Source organism: Pseudomonas sp. AC229 (assembly GCF_979254655.1).
The window spans coordinates 84,596-99,252 of record NZ_CEEDHK010000017.1; the positions used below are offsets into that span (position 1 = coordinate 84,596).

Sequence of the window (14,657 nt, forward strand, 5' to 3'; positions counted from 1 at the left end):
ACCGCCGTACCTAAGCGTCCGATTGCCGGGCTACACTCCAGGCTCATCCCCATAACAAGGAAAACAACCGATGAGTCTGCCGTTCTGGTGTGTGTTCATTACCGCGTTACTGATTTACGTGGCCAAGGTTCCGGTGGCCCGCGAGATGAAAAAAGATGGCGGTTACGACAATCACCATCCCCGCGCCCAGCAAGCGCGCCTGACCGGCTTCGGCGCCCGTGCGTACGCTGCCCACCAAAACACTTTCGAAGCCTTCATGCTGTTCGCCGCCGCCGTGCTGATGGCGCACGGTACGCAAACCATGGGCTTTTTTGTCGACACCCTGGCGGTGATCTTCGTGGTAGCCCGCGTGCTGTATCTGTTTTTGTACTGGGGGGATTTGCACTGGCAACGGTCGCTGGTGTGGATCGTTGGCCTGGTGTGCACGCTGTTGATCATGCTCAGCCCTACATTGCGATAAGGCTGGGTGGCGCGTTGATCAGCGGTCGGTGAGGTAAAGCGTGAGGGTCTGGCCCGGAGTGAGGTCGTGACTGGTCTTCGGGTTCCAGGTTTTGAGGTTTTGCATTTCGACGTTGAAGCGCTTGGCGATCATGTACATCGAATCGCCTTTCTTCACCTTGTAATAGGTGACCGTCTCGCGACCCTGCGCCGGGCTGTTCTTGGCGATGCTGCGGATCACTTGCTGGGTGCCTTGTAGCGCCAGGGTCTGCCCTGGTTTTACCGCGTTGTTTGGCAGGTTGTTCCAGCGGCGCAGGTCGCCGACGTCCAGCTTGTTGGCCTTGGCGATCTGCCAGAGGTTGTCGCCGTTCTTCACCTTGTAGCTTTTGAGCTTGACGCTGGTGGTGGTGCTGCTGGCCACGGCGGTCGGCTTGCTGGAGGGGAAGGGCGAGGGCAACGGCGCCGAGCCGGCGGTCAGCGGAATGGTCAGGGTCTGGCCGACGCTGAGTTTGTTGCCGGACAGGTCATTGGCTTCTTTCAATTCTGCTGACGAGAGCTGATAGCGGCTGGCGATGCCATGCAGGCTGTCGCCTTTGCGCACGCGGTATTCCTGAAACTCGGTGATGTCGCTCGGCTGAATTTGCGCCAGCGAGGTGGTCAGGCGTTCGGCTTTTTGGGTCGGCACTAAAAGGTGCGAAGGGCCGCCACGGGTGATGTTGCGTTTGAAGGCCGGGTTTAGCTGGATCAACTCATCTTTATCGATATCGGCCATGGCGGCGACGCGGCTGAGGTCCATCGGCTTGTCGATTTCCACCACTTCGAAGTAGGGCTCGTTGGCGATGGGGTCGAGGTTGATGCCATACGCCGCTGGCGCATTCACCAGTTGCGACAGGGCCAGCAGCTTGGGCACGTAGTCCTGGGTTTCCTTGGGCAGCGGCAGGTTCCAGTAGTCGGTCGGCAAGCCCAGGCGCTGGTTGCGCTCGATGGCGCGGCTCACGGTGCCCTCGCCCGCGTTGTAGGCGGCCAGGGCCAGCAGCCAGTCGCCGTTGAACATTTCATGCAGGCGCGACAGGTATTCGATGGCGGCGTTGGTCGAAGCCGTAATGTCGCGGCGGCCGTCGTACCAAGTGGTCTGCTGCAAATTGAAGTTGCGCCCGGTGGAGGGGATGAACTGCCACAGGCCAACCGCGTCGCTGCGCGACAGGGCGAAGGGGTTGTACGAGCTTTCGATCACCGGCAGCAGCGCCAGCTCAAGCGGCATGTCGTGGGCTTCGAGGCGCTCGACCACGTAATGGATATACAAGCTGCCGCGACCGCTGGCGCTTTCCAGGTACGAGGGTTTGCTGGCGAACCACAGGCGCTGTTGTTCGATGCGCGGATTGATGCCGATTTCATCTTGCAGCTTGAAGCCGGCACGCATGCGGTCCCACATGTCTTGGGGCTTGTCGGTGCCGGGGGTGTCGGTCATCCATTCCGGCGGCTGGGTGCGGCTGGTCAGGGTGACGGGGCTGGAAGTGCCGGGAGTGTGACCGCCGCTGCTTTGGCAGCCCGCCAGAATGGCCGCGAAGACAACCGGGAGCGCACGAGCCAGACGGGCCAATGTGTCGAATTTCCGGGACTTCTGGGCGATTGACGGCATTGGCGGCGGGTGTGATCCAGGCAAAAAGATCGGGCGATTCTAGGAACGCCGCCTAATGTGGTCAAGTTTTAACCGGCCGCCCTGTTAGGCAGCAATGGACTTAAAACTGGTCTTTCCAGGCCCGCAGGCGAGCAAACACCTCGCTAGGCTTGCGTTGAGCCGCGCCGTCCCGTTCGTCGATTTTTGCGACCACGTTCGCAACCTCGGCGCGCAAAAACGGATTCGTTGCCCGTTCCAGTGCCAGGTTCGACGGCAAGCTGATCTGCCCGTGCTCGCGCCACGCCGTCACTTGCGCCAGGCGTGCACTGATCTGGGCGTTCTGTGGCTCAACGGCCTGGGCGAAGCGCAAATTGCTAAGGGTGTATTCGTGGGTGCAGTAAATAGCCGTGTCGTCGGGCAGCGCGGCCAGGCGGCCCAGGGAGCTGAACATTTGCTCTGGCGTACCCTCGAATAAGCGCCCGCAGCCGCCGGCGAACAGGGTGTCGCCACAGAACAGCAGCGGCACGCTGGCTTCGGTCGGCGCACTGGCCGCGTAGTAGGCAATGTGGCCGAGGGTGTGGCCGGGCACGGTAAAAATGCGCAGGTTGAGGCCGAGCACTTCAATCTGATCGCCGTCGTCGAGCGCCACGTCGCGGCCGGGAATATTTTCCTGCGAGGGGCCATAGACCTTCGCCCCGGTGGCGGTTTTCAATTGCTCCACGCCGCCGACGTGGTCGAAATGGTGATGGGTCACCAGAATGTCGCTCAACTGCCAACCGGGATTGGCCTTCAACCAGGCCAGCACCGGGGCAGCATCGCCGGGATCGACCACCGCGCAGCGCTGCGTGGCAGTGTCTTGTAACAACCAGAGGTAGTTGTCGTTGAAAGCGGGTAGGGCATCGATCTGTATCATGGCGCGGTCGCTAAGCTGACGGTGACGACGCATCTTATTGGTTTTTCGCGCGGTCTGGTGCTGTGCCCGCAATGCGGTGCCCATGAAGTGAGGAACGGTTATGACTGACAAGGCCTTCGCCCAAGCTGACCCCGAATGGCTCGAGCTGATCAGCGCCGCGCGCGGCTGGCTCGACGGCCCGCTGGGGCAAATGATGCTCGGCGAAGAACGGCGCTTGCTGGAAGACGAACTGGCGCGGTTCTTTGGCGGCTACCTGGTGCATTACGGCCCACACGCCGACAAACCGTCCGGCGCCAAACAGATTCAACGCTGCGTTCACGTCGGCGCGCCATTGCCAGGCGCCGAGATTGTTTGCGAAGAACAAGCCTGGCCGCTCACCGAATCTGCCGCCGACGTGCTGGTGCTGCAACACGGCCTGGACTTCTGCCTTTCGCCCCACGGTCTGCTGCGCGAAGCCGCCCGCAGCGTGCGACCGGGCGGGCACCTGATCATCATCGGCATCAACCCTTGGAGCACCTGGGGCCTGCGTCACGTGTTCGCCCGCGACGCCCTTGGCGATGCCCGTTGCATCGCCCCCAACCGGGTCACCGACTGGCTGCGCCTGCTGGGTTTCGCGCTGGAGAAACGCCGCTTCGGGTGCTATCGTCCGCCGCTTGCCTCGCCAGCCTGGCAATCGCGCCTCAGCCGTCTTGAGCAGTGGGGCGGGGCCTGGCAAATGCCGGGAGCAGGCTTCTATCTATTAGTGGCGCGCAAGCTGGTTATCGGCTTGCGCCCCTTGCGTCAGGCACAGCGAGCGCCGATGGGCAAGCTGATGCCCATGCCGGTGGCCAAAGTCAGCCGGCGTGATTCAAAACCGTGACACACAAGCAGCAGGATTCATGAGCGAACAGATCGAAATCTTCACCGACGGCGCCTGCAAAGGTAACCCTGGCCCTGGCGGCTGGGGCGCGTTGCTGGTGTTCAAAGGCGTGGAAAAGGAACTGTGGGGCGGCGAAGCCAACACCACCAACAACCGCATGGAACTCACCGCCGCCATTCGCGGCCTGGAAGAGCTCAAACGCCCATGCGAAGTGCTGCTGGTCACCGACTCCGAATATGTAATGAAAGGCATGAAAGAGTGGTTGGTGAACTGGAAAAAGCGCGGCTGGAAAACCGCCGCCAAGCAGCCGGTTAAGAATGCCGACCTCTGGCAGGCGCTGGACGAACAGGTCAACCGCCACACCGTGACCTGGAAGTGGGTGCGCGGCCACACCGGCCACCCCGGCAACGAGCGGGCCGACCAGTTGGCCAACCGCGGCGTCGATGAAGTACGAGGAATCAAACATGCGTAGCGTAGTACTGGATACCGAAACCACCGGTATGCCGGTAACCGATGGCCACCGGGTTATCGAAATCGGTTGTGTTGAACTGATCGGCCGCCGCCTCACCGGCCGGCATTTCCACGTGTACCTGCAGCCCGATCGCCAAAGCGACGAAGGCGCCATCGCGGTTCACGGTATTACTGACGAATTCCTCGCCGACAAACCGCGCTTCAAGGAAGTGGCCGACGAGTTCTTCGAGTTCATCAAAGACGCGCAACTGATCATCCACAACGCCGCGTTCGACATCGGCTTTATCAACAACGAATTTGCCCTGCTGGGCCAGGACGACCGCGCCGACATCACCGAGCACTGCAGCGTGCTCGACACCCTGATGATGGCCCGGGAACGTCACCCGGGGCAGCGCAACAACCTCGACGCCCTGTGCAAACGCTACGGCGTCGACAACTCCGGCCGCGAACTGCACGGCGCCTTGCTCGACGCCGAGATTCTTGCCGACGTTTATCTGAGCATGACTGGCGGCCAGACCAGCCTGTCGCTGGCCGGCAACGCCTCCGACGGCAACGGCGGCAATGGTGGCGCCAACCAGGCCAGCGAGATTCGCCGCTTGCCGGCCGACCGCCCGCGTACCCGTGTGATTCGCGCCAACGAAGAAGAACTGGCCGCTCATGCCGTGCGCATGGGGCTGCTGGAAAAAGCCTCTGGTGCGCTGCCGCTGTGGGTGCAAATGGATGCGCCGGCAGTGGAAGCCGAGCCCGCCGAAACCGCATAAGGTTTTTGTAGGAGCGACCTTGGTCGCGAACCCTGGAAACTACTTTCTAAAAAAAGTTTGCAGGGTTCGCTAGCAAGCTAGCTCCTACGGTTCGCACCTTTCTTCAAAAATTCTCGATGCGCCCCCCATCCCCGCTGTGGGAGCGGCTTTAGCCGCGATGCTTTTTGCCCACATTCACCTGCGCTATTTCCTGCTGAATTATCCGCGTGCGACGTTTTCGTACAGCCCCCGACGCAGGGGGTTACGCGCGTTCTGTCGAGTCTCTACCCTGAGGGCTGCACGGGCCCGGCCCGGTAACTCTTCAGGCGATAACAGCATGTATAAAGACCTCAAGTTTCCCGTTCTCATCGTGCACCGCGATATCAAGGCCGATACCGTGGCCGGCGACCGTGTGCGGGAAATTGCCCGTGAGCTGGAGTTGGAAGGCTTCACCATCATTTCCACCGCCAGCTCTACCGAAGGGCGCATCGTGGCCTCCACGCACCACGGCCTGGCCTGCATTCTGGTGGCCGCTGAAGGGGCAGGGGAAAACCAGCGTTTGCTGCACGATGTGATCGAGCTGATCCGCGCCGCTCGGGTGCGTGCGCCGCAGTTGCCGATTTTCGCCTTGGGTGAGCAGGTGACCATCGAGAACGCGCCGGTCGAGGCCATGGCCGATCTCAATCATCTGCGCGGTTTGCTTTATCTGTTCGAAGACACCGTGCCGTTCCTGGCGCGCCAGGTGGCCCGCGCCGCACGTATTTATCTGGATGGTTTGCTGCCGCCGTTTTTCAAAGCACTGGTGCAGCACACCGCCGAGTCCAACTATTCCTGGCACACGCCCGGCCATGGCGGCGGCGTGGCATATCGCAAGAGTCCGGTGGGCCAGGCGTTTCACCAGTTTTTCGGCGAGAACACCTTGCGCTCGGACCTCTCGGTATCGGTGCCGGAGCTCGGTTCGTTGCTCGACCACACCGGCCCGCTGGCCGAAGCTGAAGCCCGCGCGGCACGCAATTTTGGCGCCGACCACACCTACTTCGTCATCAACGGCACCTCGACGGCGAACAAGATCGTCTGGCACTCGATGGTCGGCCGCGACGACCTGGTGCTGGTTGACCGCAACTGCCACAAGTCGATTCTGCATTCGATCATCATGACCGGCGCCATCCCGCTGTACCTGAGCCCGGAGCGTAACGAGCTGGGCATCATCGGCCCGATCCCGCTGAGCGAGTTCAGCCGCGAATCGATCCAGGCCAAGATCGACGCCAGCCCGCTCGCCCGTGGCCGCGAGCCGAAGGTGAAGCTGATGGTGGTGACCAACTCCACCTACGACGGCCTGTGCTACAACGCCGAGCTGATCAAGCAAACCGTTGGCGACAGCGTGGAAGTGCTGCACTTCGACGAAGCCTGGTACGCCTATGCCGCCTTCCACGAGTTCTACGCCGGCCGTTACGGCATGGGCACCTCGCGCACCGAAGACGGGCCGCTGGTGTTCACCACCCATTCCACCCACAAATTGCTCGCCGCGTTCAGCCAGGCGTCGATGATTCATGTGCAGGACGGCGGCGCTCGCCAGCTCGACCGCGACCGTTTCAACGAAGCGTTCATGATGCACATCTCCACCTCGCCGCAGTACGGCATCATCGCCTCCCTGGACGTTGCCTCGGCGATGATGGAAGGCCCGGCAGGGCGCTCGCTGATTCAGGAAACCTTCGACGAAGCGCTGAGCTTCCGCCGCGCCCTGGCCAACCTGCGGCAGAACCTGAGCGCCGACGATTGGTGGTTCAGCATCTGGCAGCCGACCCTAGCGGACGGCGCCGAGCAGCTGACCACGGCTGATTGGGTGCTGCAGCCACAGGCGGATTGGCATGGCTTTGGCGATGTGGCCGATGACTATGTGCTGCTTGATCCGATCAAAGTCACGCTGGTCACGCCCGGCCTCACCGCCGGCGGCGCGCTCAGCGAGCGAGGCATCCCAGCGGCGGTGGTGAGTAAATTCCTTTGGGAACGCGGGCTGGTGGTTGAGAAGACCGGTCTGTATTCCTTCCTGGTGCTGTTCTCCATGGGCATTACCAAGGGCAAATGGAGCACCTTGCTCACCGAGTTGCTGGAATTCAAACGCAGCTACGACGCCAACGTGCGCTTGATTAATTGCCTGCCTTCGATCGTGCGCGAAGACACCCGCTATCAGCACATGGGGCTGCGCGATTTGTGCGATGCGTTGCACACCTGTTATCGCGATAACGCCACGCCCAAAGCGCTGAAACGCATGTACACCGTGCTTCCGGAGCTGGCGATCAAACCTGCCGATGCCTACAACCATCTGGTGCGCGGCGAAGTGGAAGCGGTGCCGATCGATCAGTTGCAAGGGCGTATCGCGGCGGTGATGTTGGTGCCGTATCCGCCTGGCATTCCGCTGATCATGCCGGGCGAGCGCTTCACCGAAGCGACTCGCTCCATCATCGATTACCTGGCTTTCGCCCGCACCTTCGACCGCAGCTTCCCCGGCTTCGATACCGACGTGCATGGCTTGCAGCACCAAGACAGCCCGCAAGGGCGCTGCTATACGGTTGACTGCATCAAGGAATAAAGGGTCTCGCGGGATGCACGCAGGATCAAGCGCAACAAACGCGGCAAGGCGTATGGGGTTCTGGACCTGCTTGGCGCTGGTAGTGCTTGGGAGTGTTTCTGCCGCCCTCGAACCTCGCCGTTTCTGGTACAAACCCGAGGCGTTCAGGCCCGGCGCCAGTGGCGCAACCGCGTGCACGGTGTCGCCACGTTATAGGCGTGGCGCGTTATGCGCCGGTGGCTATGGGCCGGCTTGGGTCGGTGATCCATTCGCTCCAAGACCCTGCATACAGCGGCGCCAGCGGATAACCGGCGAGGCTCAGGGCGAAGAGGTTATGGCAGGCCGTTACGCCCGAGCCGCAGTACGCCACCACGCCGTCAGCGGGACGATTGCCCAGTTGCGCGGCAAAGCGGGCGCGCAGTTGCTCGGTCGGCAGGAAACGCCCGTCGCTGCCCAGGTTGTCGGTGAACACCGCGCATTGCGCGCCGGGAATATGCCCGGCCACCGGATCAATAGGCTCCACTTCCCCACGAAAGCGCGGCAGGGCGCGGGCGTCCAGCAAGGTCAATTGCGGCTCGCTCAGGCGCTGCTGCACCTGCTCAGCGTTCAGCACCAACTTGGCGTCGGCGTGGCCGGTGAACGTGCCGGCGCTGCGCTCGGGCACGGCGTGGTCCAGCGGCAAACCCGCCTCGCGCCATGCCTTTAAACCGCCATCAAGCAAAAACACCTTGTCGCGCTTGCCCAGCCAAACCAGCAGCCACCAAGCATGGGCGGCAAAGGCGCCGGGGCCGTCGTCGTAAAGGATCACTTCGCTGTCATTGTTCAGGCCCCAGGCACGCAGGCGTTCGATCAGCTGCTGTGGGTCGGGCAGGGGATGGCGGCCGGTGACGCCTTTGACGATCTTGCCCGACAAGTCGCGTTCCAGATCAGCAAACACCGCACCGGGAATGTGGCCTTCGGCATAACTGCGTTGGCCATAGGCGAGGTCATCGAGGGCGAAGCGGCAATCGAGCAGCAAACGCTCAGGGCCGGCAGGACGGCTGACGAGTTCGGAAGCAGAGATCAGTTGCGCGAGGGACATGATGGGCACCTGAGAACAAATCGGGGCGCTCATCATAAACGCGTTTAGCCAGAGCGGGCCGTTTCCAGGCCCGGCCAATCGCGGCTAAAGCCGCTCCCACAAATCGCACAACCTGTAGGAGCGGCTTCAGCCGCGATGCTTTTGATGCGAAGCGCATCGCGGCTGCGGCCGTTTCGGTAGGAAGCTTGTCTTAATCGATTTTCAACTTACCAATCCGGTCGTTATCCAGGCTGCCGAAGTACAGGAAGCCACCCACCGGTTTCACCGACGTCACCATGCGCAAGTTGCTGCCGCTGGTGTCGTGCAGGCTGCGGGTGATTTTGCCTTGCTCGTCCACGGCAATCGCCAGGCCGTACTTGGCCGGTTTCGGCCACAGGGCGCGCGGCAGTTTGGCCATTTGTGCTTTCAAAAATGGCTGGCCTTGGAGGAAGTCGGCGTCGGTTTTGCGTGGGGTTGGCAGGGCGACCCAGAAGGTGCCGGCGCGGTCGCCTTGCAGGTTGTCCGGCATGCCCGGCAGGTTGTCGATAAACACGTCATGGGTCCCGGCTTTCGGGCCTTTGAGCCAGAGGCGGCTGATGCGGTAGCGGTAGGTTTCGTTGACCAGCACGAAATCTTCCTTCGCCGACAGCGCCACGCCGTTGGCGAAGTACAGGTCTTTGAGCAGCACCTCGGTGGTTTTGCTCACCGGGTCATAACGCAGCAGGCGGCCATAGGGGCGGCCTTCGAGCAGGTCGAGCAGGTAGTCCGGCTGTTCGAATTTGCTCGAAGCATCGGAGAAGTAAATGCGCCCGTCGCTGGCGATGTCGACATCGTCGGTGAAGCGGAATGGCACGCCGCCGGCTTCGGTCGTTAGCACGGTGATCTGCCCTTGCGGGTCGATACTGAGCAGGCCTTTGTAGGCATCGGCGACGATCAGGTTGCCCTTGGCGTCGAAGTCCATGCCCAGCGGCCGGCCTTTGGTTTCGGCGAAAGTTTCGACCGAGCCGTCGGCTTTGATGCGAATGACCTTACCGTCATGGGTGCCGCCATACACGCGGCCTTCGGCGTCGACGGCGGTGTCTTCAGGGCCGTGAACCTGGCCTTTGGCGAGCAGTTCGGCTTTCATCAATGCGTCGTTGGGTTCCAGCACACCGGTCATGGCCGGCTCGTGCGGCGGGGTCCAGGCCAGCGGGTCGATGGGGCTGGGTTTGATCAGCAGGTACACCACCACAATCACCAGCAGCAGGGCCACCAGGCCCAGAAACTTTTTCATGACATATCCTTGTTCTGATTATTGTCGGACAAAACGCCCGCAGCATAGGAGCGCCGCTACTGCAGGGCAAGCCGTGAATCACCGCTCGAATCACCGGCCATAGCCGGGCTCGATATATACTGCGCGGCAAATTTAAGGAGAGGCATGTGGCCATCGAAATCAATTGGATCCGCGATGACGCCAACTTGGCGCAGTTATGTGCCCAATGGCGACGTCTGCCCTATGTGGCCCTCGACACCGAATTCATGCGGGTCGACACCTTTTATCCCATCGCCGGCCTGCTGCAGGTGTGCGACGGCAGCCAGGTTTTTCTGATTGACCCGCTGCTAATCCAGAACTGGGATGCCTTTGCCGAGCTGCTGTCCGACCCGGCCGTGCTCAAAGTGCTACACGCCTGCAGCGAAGATCTTGAGGTTTTTTCCCGCCTCACCGGCACCTTGCCGCTGCCACTGTTCGACACCCAGATTGCCGCCGCTTACTTGAATATCGGCTTCTCCATGGGCTACTCGCGGCTGGTGCAGAGCGTGTTGGACATCGACCTGCCCAAAGGCGAAACCCGCTCCGACTGGTTGCAGCGGCCGCTTTCCGAGACGCAAATCAGCTACGCCGCCGAGGACGTATTGCACCTGGCCGAAGTGTTCCAGGCCTTGCGCGCGCGGTTGGCCCCGGACAAGTTCGACTGGGTGCTGGAAGACGGTGAAGAAATGGTCAGCAACCTGCGCCGCGAAATCGACCCCAACGAGGTGTACCGCGACGCTAAGCTCGGCTGGAAACTGCCGCCGGCCAAGCTCGCCGTGCTGCGCGAACTCTATGCCTGGCGTGAGCAGCAGGCACGCTTGCGCAATCTGCCGCGTAACCGGGTGATCCGCGAGAACTCGCTGTGGCCCATGGCGCGCACCCAGCCCGACAATCTTGTGGCGCTGGCGCGCATCGAAGATATGCATCCGAAAACCGTGCGCCAGGACGGCGAATTTCTGCTCGGTCTGATCAAACAAGCCGCCGCCAAACCCGCCGAGCAATGGCCAGAGCCGCTGCCCGAGCCGCTGCCGGTCGAAGCGGCGGCCTTGCTGAAAACCTTGCGTGCGGTCGGCCAGCGTGAAGCCGAGCGCCTGGATATCGCGCCGGAAATCATGCTGCGCAAAAAAGTACTCGAGGCGCTGCTTAAAAGCGGTTACCCCAACGGTCCCTACCAACTGCCCGACTCTCTGCGCGGTTGGCGACGTGAATTGATGGGCCAGGAGCTGCTCGACAGCCTGGCGGCCCATACCCAGGAACAACAGGCATGAAACAGATTTGCTCGATTTACCGCAGCCCGAAGAAAAACGAAATGTACCTGTATGTGCTTAAGGCCGATGCCTTGAAGAAGGTGCCAGAGTCGTTGTTGGTGGCCTTTGGGCCGCCCAAGCATGCGTTTGATTTGGTGTTGAGTCCGGAGCGGCAGCTGGCGCGCGAGGATATTATTAAGGTGTTGGAGAACCTTGAGGGGCAGGGGTATCACTTGCAGATGCCGCCCGCGGAGGACGAGTACATTCAACATCTACCAGAAGAACTCTTGCGCCGAAACGACCCGGTGTAACCGGGCGACCTCCTGGGCGTCGGCCAGGCGGCGTTGCGTCCTCACGCTAAATGCTCACGTACTTAAGTACGCTGCGCTTTATCGTTCCGGGGCGCCTTGCCTGGCGCTAGCCCAGGAGGTCGGAAGTGGCCCTAAAAGCAAAGCAGAGCAGAGCAGAGCAGGGCGAGGCGAAAGTCGTTGTGGTGTTTCCATTTTTCTTTTTTGAGGTGTCGCCACCTAGCGTGGCTTCGCCGTGGTTGAAGGTTTTGTAGTCTCATGCGCGTTTTAGTTGCTGAACATGATCACGCTTTGTATGCGCAGTTGCTGCGCGGGGCTCAACCGGATCTGGAGCTGGTGGCCAGTGATGATCCCTCTGAGTTGGCGCGCTTGGCGCCTGCGTGCGAGGTGTGGTTGGGGGAGCCGGGGTTGCTGGCGTCGGTGTTGCGTAAGGGGCATGTGCCGCAGTGGTTTCAGTCGACGTGGGCGGGCATTACGCCGCTGTTGGCGAAGGATTTGCCGACGAGTTATCGGCTGACCCGCGCGGTGGGAATTTTCGGGCAGGTGATGGCCGAGTATGTGCTGACTTATATGTTGGCTCACGAGCGCGAGGTGTTGGCACGCCTGGCCGCTCAGGTGGAGCGGCGGTGGGACAACCACGCGCCGCGCAGCCTGGCGGGGCGGCGGGTGCTGATTGTCGGCACGGGTGATATCGGCCTGAGCGTGGCGCAGTTTTTGGCGCCGTTTGGGGTGGAGTTGTATGGCGTGGCAAGTTCGGCCCGCGAGTTGGCGCCGTTCAAGGAAGTGGCGGCGATGGATCAGTTGCCACGTTTGGTTGGGCAGGCCGATTACGTGATCAATCTGTTGCCGGACACGCCGAGCACTCACGATATTTACAACGCGGCGCTGTTCGCTCAGTTCGTGCCGACGGCGTTGTTTATCAACGCCGGGCGCGGAGTGGCGGTGGTCGATGCGGACCTGGTGGCGGCACTGCGCGACGGGCATCTGGCCGGCGCCATCATTGACGTGTGCCGCCAGGAGCCGCTGCCGGCGCGCCATCCGTTCTGGACCGCGTTCGGCCTGTTGCTCACCGGCCACAGTTCGGCACCCACACAGCCGCCGTTGATGGCGCAGCTGTTTCTGGACAACCTGCAACGCTTGCAAAAGGGCGAACCGTTGCGCGGCGAAGTGGACTTTTCCAAGGGTTATTAAGAGTGGTTCGCAGGCCCGTCAAACGGCCTGCAACCGTTTGGCAATGCGGCCTTGGCCGGTGCCGAGGCAGGCGCTAGACTGCCGGCCTTTTCACCAGCCCGTACCTCGCCATGGCCGCTAAAGTCGAACCTTTCTGGAAACGCAAAACCCTCGACCAGCTCGACCAGGACGAGTGGGAATCGCTGTGCGACGGTTGCGGCCTGTGCTGCCTGCAAAAGCTCGAAGACGAAGAAGACGGCAGCGTTTACTACACGCGCATCGCCTGCAAATTGCTCGACCTGAAAACCTGCCGCTGCAGCAATTACCCCAAACGTCGCGACTTCGTGCCTGACTGCATCCAGCTCACGCCCGGCCAGGCCAGTGAATTCCAGTGGCTGCCGCCGACCTGCGGCTATCGTCTGGTAGCCGAGGGCAAAGACTTGGAAAGCTGGCACCCATTGGTGTGCGGCGACCCGGAAATGGTCCACAACGCTGGCATTTCTCAGGTCGGCGCGATGCTCAGTGAGACGGCCGTCCCGGAAGATGACTGGGAAGACTATATGATCTTCCGCTCGGGCTGAGCCGGGATCGCGGTTCCAGTCCGCCCTGCATTCATCTCGGTGAATCAAACAACCGAGGCCCGGTCATAGGGACGTACCGCGCCGCATCAACAAGGAACTGTCTGCAATGCCCAGCCTTCGCCACGCGTTTATTTGCGCCGCTTTGCTTCTCGCCAGCAGTCCGCTCTGGGCGGTGGAGAAAGTCGACCTTGATTACACCGTGCGCCTCCTGCCCGACAGCGACCAGGCCGAAGTACGCCTGACCCTGGCCAAAGGCGAGGCAGTGCGCAGCCTGAGTTTCAACCTGGGAAAAAAGGGCTACTTCAGCGACTTCACCACCGACGGCACCTGGCAATCAGGCGCGGCGCAACCGGGCGAGCAGCAGCAAGGCGTCTGGCAGCCGGGCAAAGGTAAAACCAGCCTCAGCTACCGCGTGCGCATCAGCCATCCGCGCCCAGCGGCCGACGGCAAAGCCACTCGCTACGACGCGCGCATGACCGCCGACTGGGCCTTGCTGCGCGGCGATGATTTGGTGCCCAGCGCGCGCCTGGACCAGCACGACGGCATCGAGCTGGTATCGCGCCTGCAATTTGAATTGCCCAAAGGCTGGAAAAGTGTCGAAACCGGTTGGCCACGCGTGGGTAAAAACCGCTTCCGCATCGACAACCCTTCGCGTCTGTTCGACCGCCCGACGGGCTGGATGCTGGCCGGCAAAATCGGCACCCGGCGCACCACCTTGGGCGAAACCGAAGTGACCGTCGCCGCGCCAGTGGGCTCGGGCGTGCGGCGCATGGACGTGCTGACGATGTTGACCTTCGTGTGGCCGCAGGTGCAGGCCGTATTCCCGCGCGACCCGGCCAAGCTGCTGGTGGTGGGCGCGGGCGACCCGATGTGGCGGGGCGGTTTGTCGGCGTCCAACTCACTGTTCATGCATGCCGACCGGCCATTGGTCAGTGAGAACGGCACCAGTTCGCTGGTGCATGAACTGGTGCACGTGTTCAGCCGCATCCGCGACACCGACAACAGCGACTGGATCAGCGAAGGCCTGGCTGAGTACTACGCCATCGAACTGCTGCACCGCGCCGGCGGCATGACCACCGAGCGTTACAAAGCCGTGAACGCCAACCTCAAACAATGGAGCCGCAAAGTGGTGAGCCTGCGCGGCAACAGCGTCAGCGGCAAAACCACGGCCCGCGCCGTGCTCCTGCTGCAAGACCTCGACCGCGAAATCCGCAAAGCCACCGGCAACAAACGCTCGCTCGATGATGTAAGCCGCGGGTTGATGCGCATGGATGGGGTGAGCACCAAGGATTTTGTCGGCGTTGCCGAAGATGTAATGGGTGGGGCGTCGAAGGTGTTGGATACGCCGTTGTTGAAGCAGGCTGATTAAAGAGCGTATCGCGACAGTTTGGA

General features: G+C 61.9%; 14 protein-coding genes. 10 read left to right on the plus strand and 4 right to left on the minus strand.

Going from position 1 to position 14,657, the window contains the following annotated elements:
- The first annotated feature begins 70 nt into the window (after positions 1–70).
- Positions 71–460, plus strand: a complete 390-nt coding sequence (locus AC0IW7_RS21785) for an MAPEG family protein (RefSeq protein ID WP_122497821.1) — start codon at positions 71–73, stop codon at positions 458–460.
- Between the two features lie 18 nt (positions 461–478).
- Here AC0IW7_RS21785 and AC0IW7_RS21790 read toward each other — a convergent pair whose 3' ends face one another.
- Entirely contained in the window at positions 479–2,077 is a 1,599-nt protein-coding gene (locus AC0IW7_RS21790; protein WP_471820784.1) for a LysM peptidoglycan-binding domain-containing protein, read from the minus strand.
- Between the two features lie 100 nt (positions 2,078–2,177).
- Positions 2,178–2,969, minus strand: coding sequence for a hydroxyacylglutathione hydrolase (gene gloB / locus AC0IW7_RS21795; RefSeq protein ID WP_471820786.1), 792 nt, complete (start codon positions 2,967–2,969; stop codon positions 2,178–2,180).
- A 100-nt stretch (positions 2,970–3,069) separates the two neighbouring features.
- Here gloB and AC0IW7_RS21800 point away from each other — a divergent pair, with 100 nt between their 5' ends.
- The 4 genes from AC0IW7_RS21800 (at position 3,070) to AC0IW7_RS21815 (ending at position 7,629) form a co-directional block, all read left to right on the plus strand.
- Entirely contained in the window at positions 3,070–3,828 is a 759-nt protein-coding gene (locus AC0IW7_RS21800) for a methyltransferase domain-containing protein (protein ID WP_122497826.1), read from the plus strand.
- 19 nt (positions 3,829–3,847) lie between these two features.
- A complete protein-coding gene (gene rnhA / locus AC0IW7_RS21805; protein WP_122453340.1) occupies positions 3,848–4,300 on the plus strand; it encodes a ribonuclease HI in 453 nt (150 codons plus the stop codon).
- Entirely contained in the window at positions 4,293–5,060 is a 768-nt protein-coding gene (gene dnaQ, locus AC0IW7_RS21810) for a DNA polymerase III subunit epsilon (RefSeq protein ID WP_471820788.1), read from the plus strand. The genes rnhA and dnaQ overlap by 8 nt, the downstream gene beginning before the upstream one ends.
- Before the next feature lie 316 nt (positions 5,061–5,376).
- Positions 5,377–7,629, plus strand: a complete 2,253-nt coding sequence (locus tag AC0IW7_RS21815; RefSeq protein ID WP_463382414.1) for an Orn/Lys/Arg family decarboxylase — start codon at positions 5,377–5,379, stop codon at positions 7,627–7,629.
- Positions 7,630–7,834: 205 nt separating this feature from the next.
- On the opposite strand, the gene AC0IW7_RS21820 is transcribed toward AC0IW7_RS21815, so the two are convergent.
- Complete coding sequence (locus tag AC0IW7_RS21820; protein ID WP_471820790.1) at positions 7,835–8,689, minus strand: sulfurtransferase; 855 nt, start codon at positions 8,687–8,689, stop codon at positions 7,835–7,837.
- A 190-nt stretch (positions 8,690–8,879) separates the two neighbouring features.
- A complete protein-coding gene (locus AC0IW7_RS21825; protein WP_471820792.1) occupies positions 8,880–9,941 on the minus strand; it encodes an SMP-30/gluconolactonase/LRE family protein in 1,062 nt (353 codons plus the stop codon).
- A 146-nt stretch (positions 9,942–10,087) separates the two neighbouring features.
- On the opposite strand from AC0IW7_RS21825, the gene rnd reads away from it, so the two are divergent.
- The 5 genes from rnd (at position 10,088) to AC0IW7_RS21850 (ending at position 14,634) form a co-directional block, all read left to right on the plus strand.
- A complete protein-coding gene (rnd, locus tag AC0IW7_RS21830) occupies positions 10,088–11,227 on the plus strand; it encodes a ribonuclease D (RefSeq protein ID WP_471820794.1) in 1,140 nt (379 codons plus the stop codon).
- The gene (locus AC0IW7_RS21835) at positions 11,224–11,517 is read left to right on the plus strand and encodes a YcgL domain-containing protein (RefSeq protein ID WP_471820795.1); all 294 of its coding nucleotides are present in this window, start codon (positions 11,224–11,226) and stop codon (positions 11,515–11,517) included. Before rnd ends, AC0IW7_RS21835 begins: the two co-directional genes overlap by 4 nt.
- Positions 11,518–11,772: 255 nt before the next feature.
- On the plus strand, positions 11,773–12,705 hold the full coding sequence (locus AC0IW7_RS21840; protein WP_471820797.1) for a D-2-hydroxyacid dehydrogenase: 933 nt from the start codon (positions 11,773–11,775) through the stop codon (positions 12,703–12,705).
- 110 nt (positions 12,706–12,815) lie between these two features.
- Positions 12,816–13,265, plus strand: a complete 450-nt coding sequence (locus AC0IW7_RS21845) for a YcgN family cysteine cluster protein (protein ID WP_122497842.1) — start codon at positions 12,816–12,818, stop codon at positions 13,263–13,265.
- Between the two features lie 106 nt (positions 13,266–13,371).
- Positions 13,372–14,634 carry a hypothetical protein gene (locus tag AC0IW7_RS21850; protein ID WP_471820799.1) on the plus strand — a complete coding sequence of 421 codons (1,263 nt, stop codon included), beginning with the start codon at positions 13,372–13,374 and terminating at the stop codon, positions 14,632–14,634.
- Positions 14,635–14,657 lie beyond the last annotated feature (23 nt).

Excerpts from the sequence above, each read along its gene's own strand:
- gloB (WP_471820786.1), bottom strand. The coding sequence starts at position 2,969 with ATGATACAGATCGATGCCCTACCCGCTTTCAACGACAACTACCTCTGG.
- rnhA (WP_122453340.1), top strand. The coding sequence starts at position 3,848 with ATGAGCGAACAGATCGAAATCTTCACCGACGGCGCCTGCAAAGGTAAC.
- dnaQ (WP_471820788.1), top strand. The coding sequence starts at position 4,293 with ATGCGTAGCGTAGTACTGGATACCGAAACCACCGGTATGCCGGTAACC.
- AC0IW7_RS21785 (WP_122497821.1), top strand. The coding sequence starts at position 71 with ATGAGTCTGCCGTTCTGGTGTGTGTTCATTACCGCGTTACTGATTTAC.
- AC0IW7_RS21850 (WP_471820799.1), top strand. The coding sequence starts at position 13,372 with ATGCCCAGCCTTCGCCACGCGTTTATTTGCGCCGCTTTGCTTCTCGCC.
- AC0IW7_RS21800 (WP_122497826.1), top strand. The coding sequence starts at position 3,070 with ATGACTGACAAGGCCTTCGCCCAAGCTGACCCCGAATGGCTCGAGCTG.
- AC0IW7_RS21840 (WP_471820797.1), top strand. The coding sequence starts at position 11,773 with ATGCGCGTTTTAGTTGCTGAACATGATCACGCTTTGTATGCGCAGTTG.
- AC0IW7_RS21835 (WP_471820795.1), top strand. The coding sequence starts at position 11,224 with ATGAAACAGATTTGCTCGATTTACCGCAGCCCGAAGAAAAACGAAATG.
- AC0IW7_RS21820 (WP_471820790.1), bottom strand. The coding sequence starts at position 8,689 with ATGTCCCTCGCGCAACTGATCTCTGCTTCCGAACTCGTCAGCCGTCCT.
- AC0IW7_RS21825 (WP_471820792.1), bottom strand. The coding sequence starts at position 9,941 with ATGAAAAAGTTTCTGGGCCTGGTGGCCCTGCTGCTGGTGATTGTGGTG.
- AC0IW7_RS21790 (WP_471820784.1), bottom strand. The coding sequence starts at position 2,077 with ATGCCGTCAATCGCCCAGAAGTCCCGGAAATTCGACACATTGGCCCGT.
- AC0IW7_RS21815 (WP_463382414.1), top strand. The coding sequence starts at position 5,377 with ATGTATAAAGACCTCAAGTTTCCCGTTCTCATCGTGCACCGCGATATC.
- AC0IW7_RS21845 (WP_122497842.1), top strand. The coding sequence starts at position 12,816 with ATGGCCGCTAAAGTCGAACCTTTCTGGAAACGCAAAACCCTCGACCAG.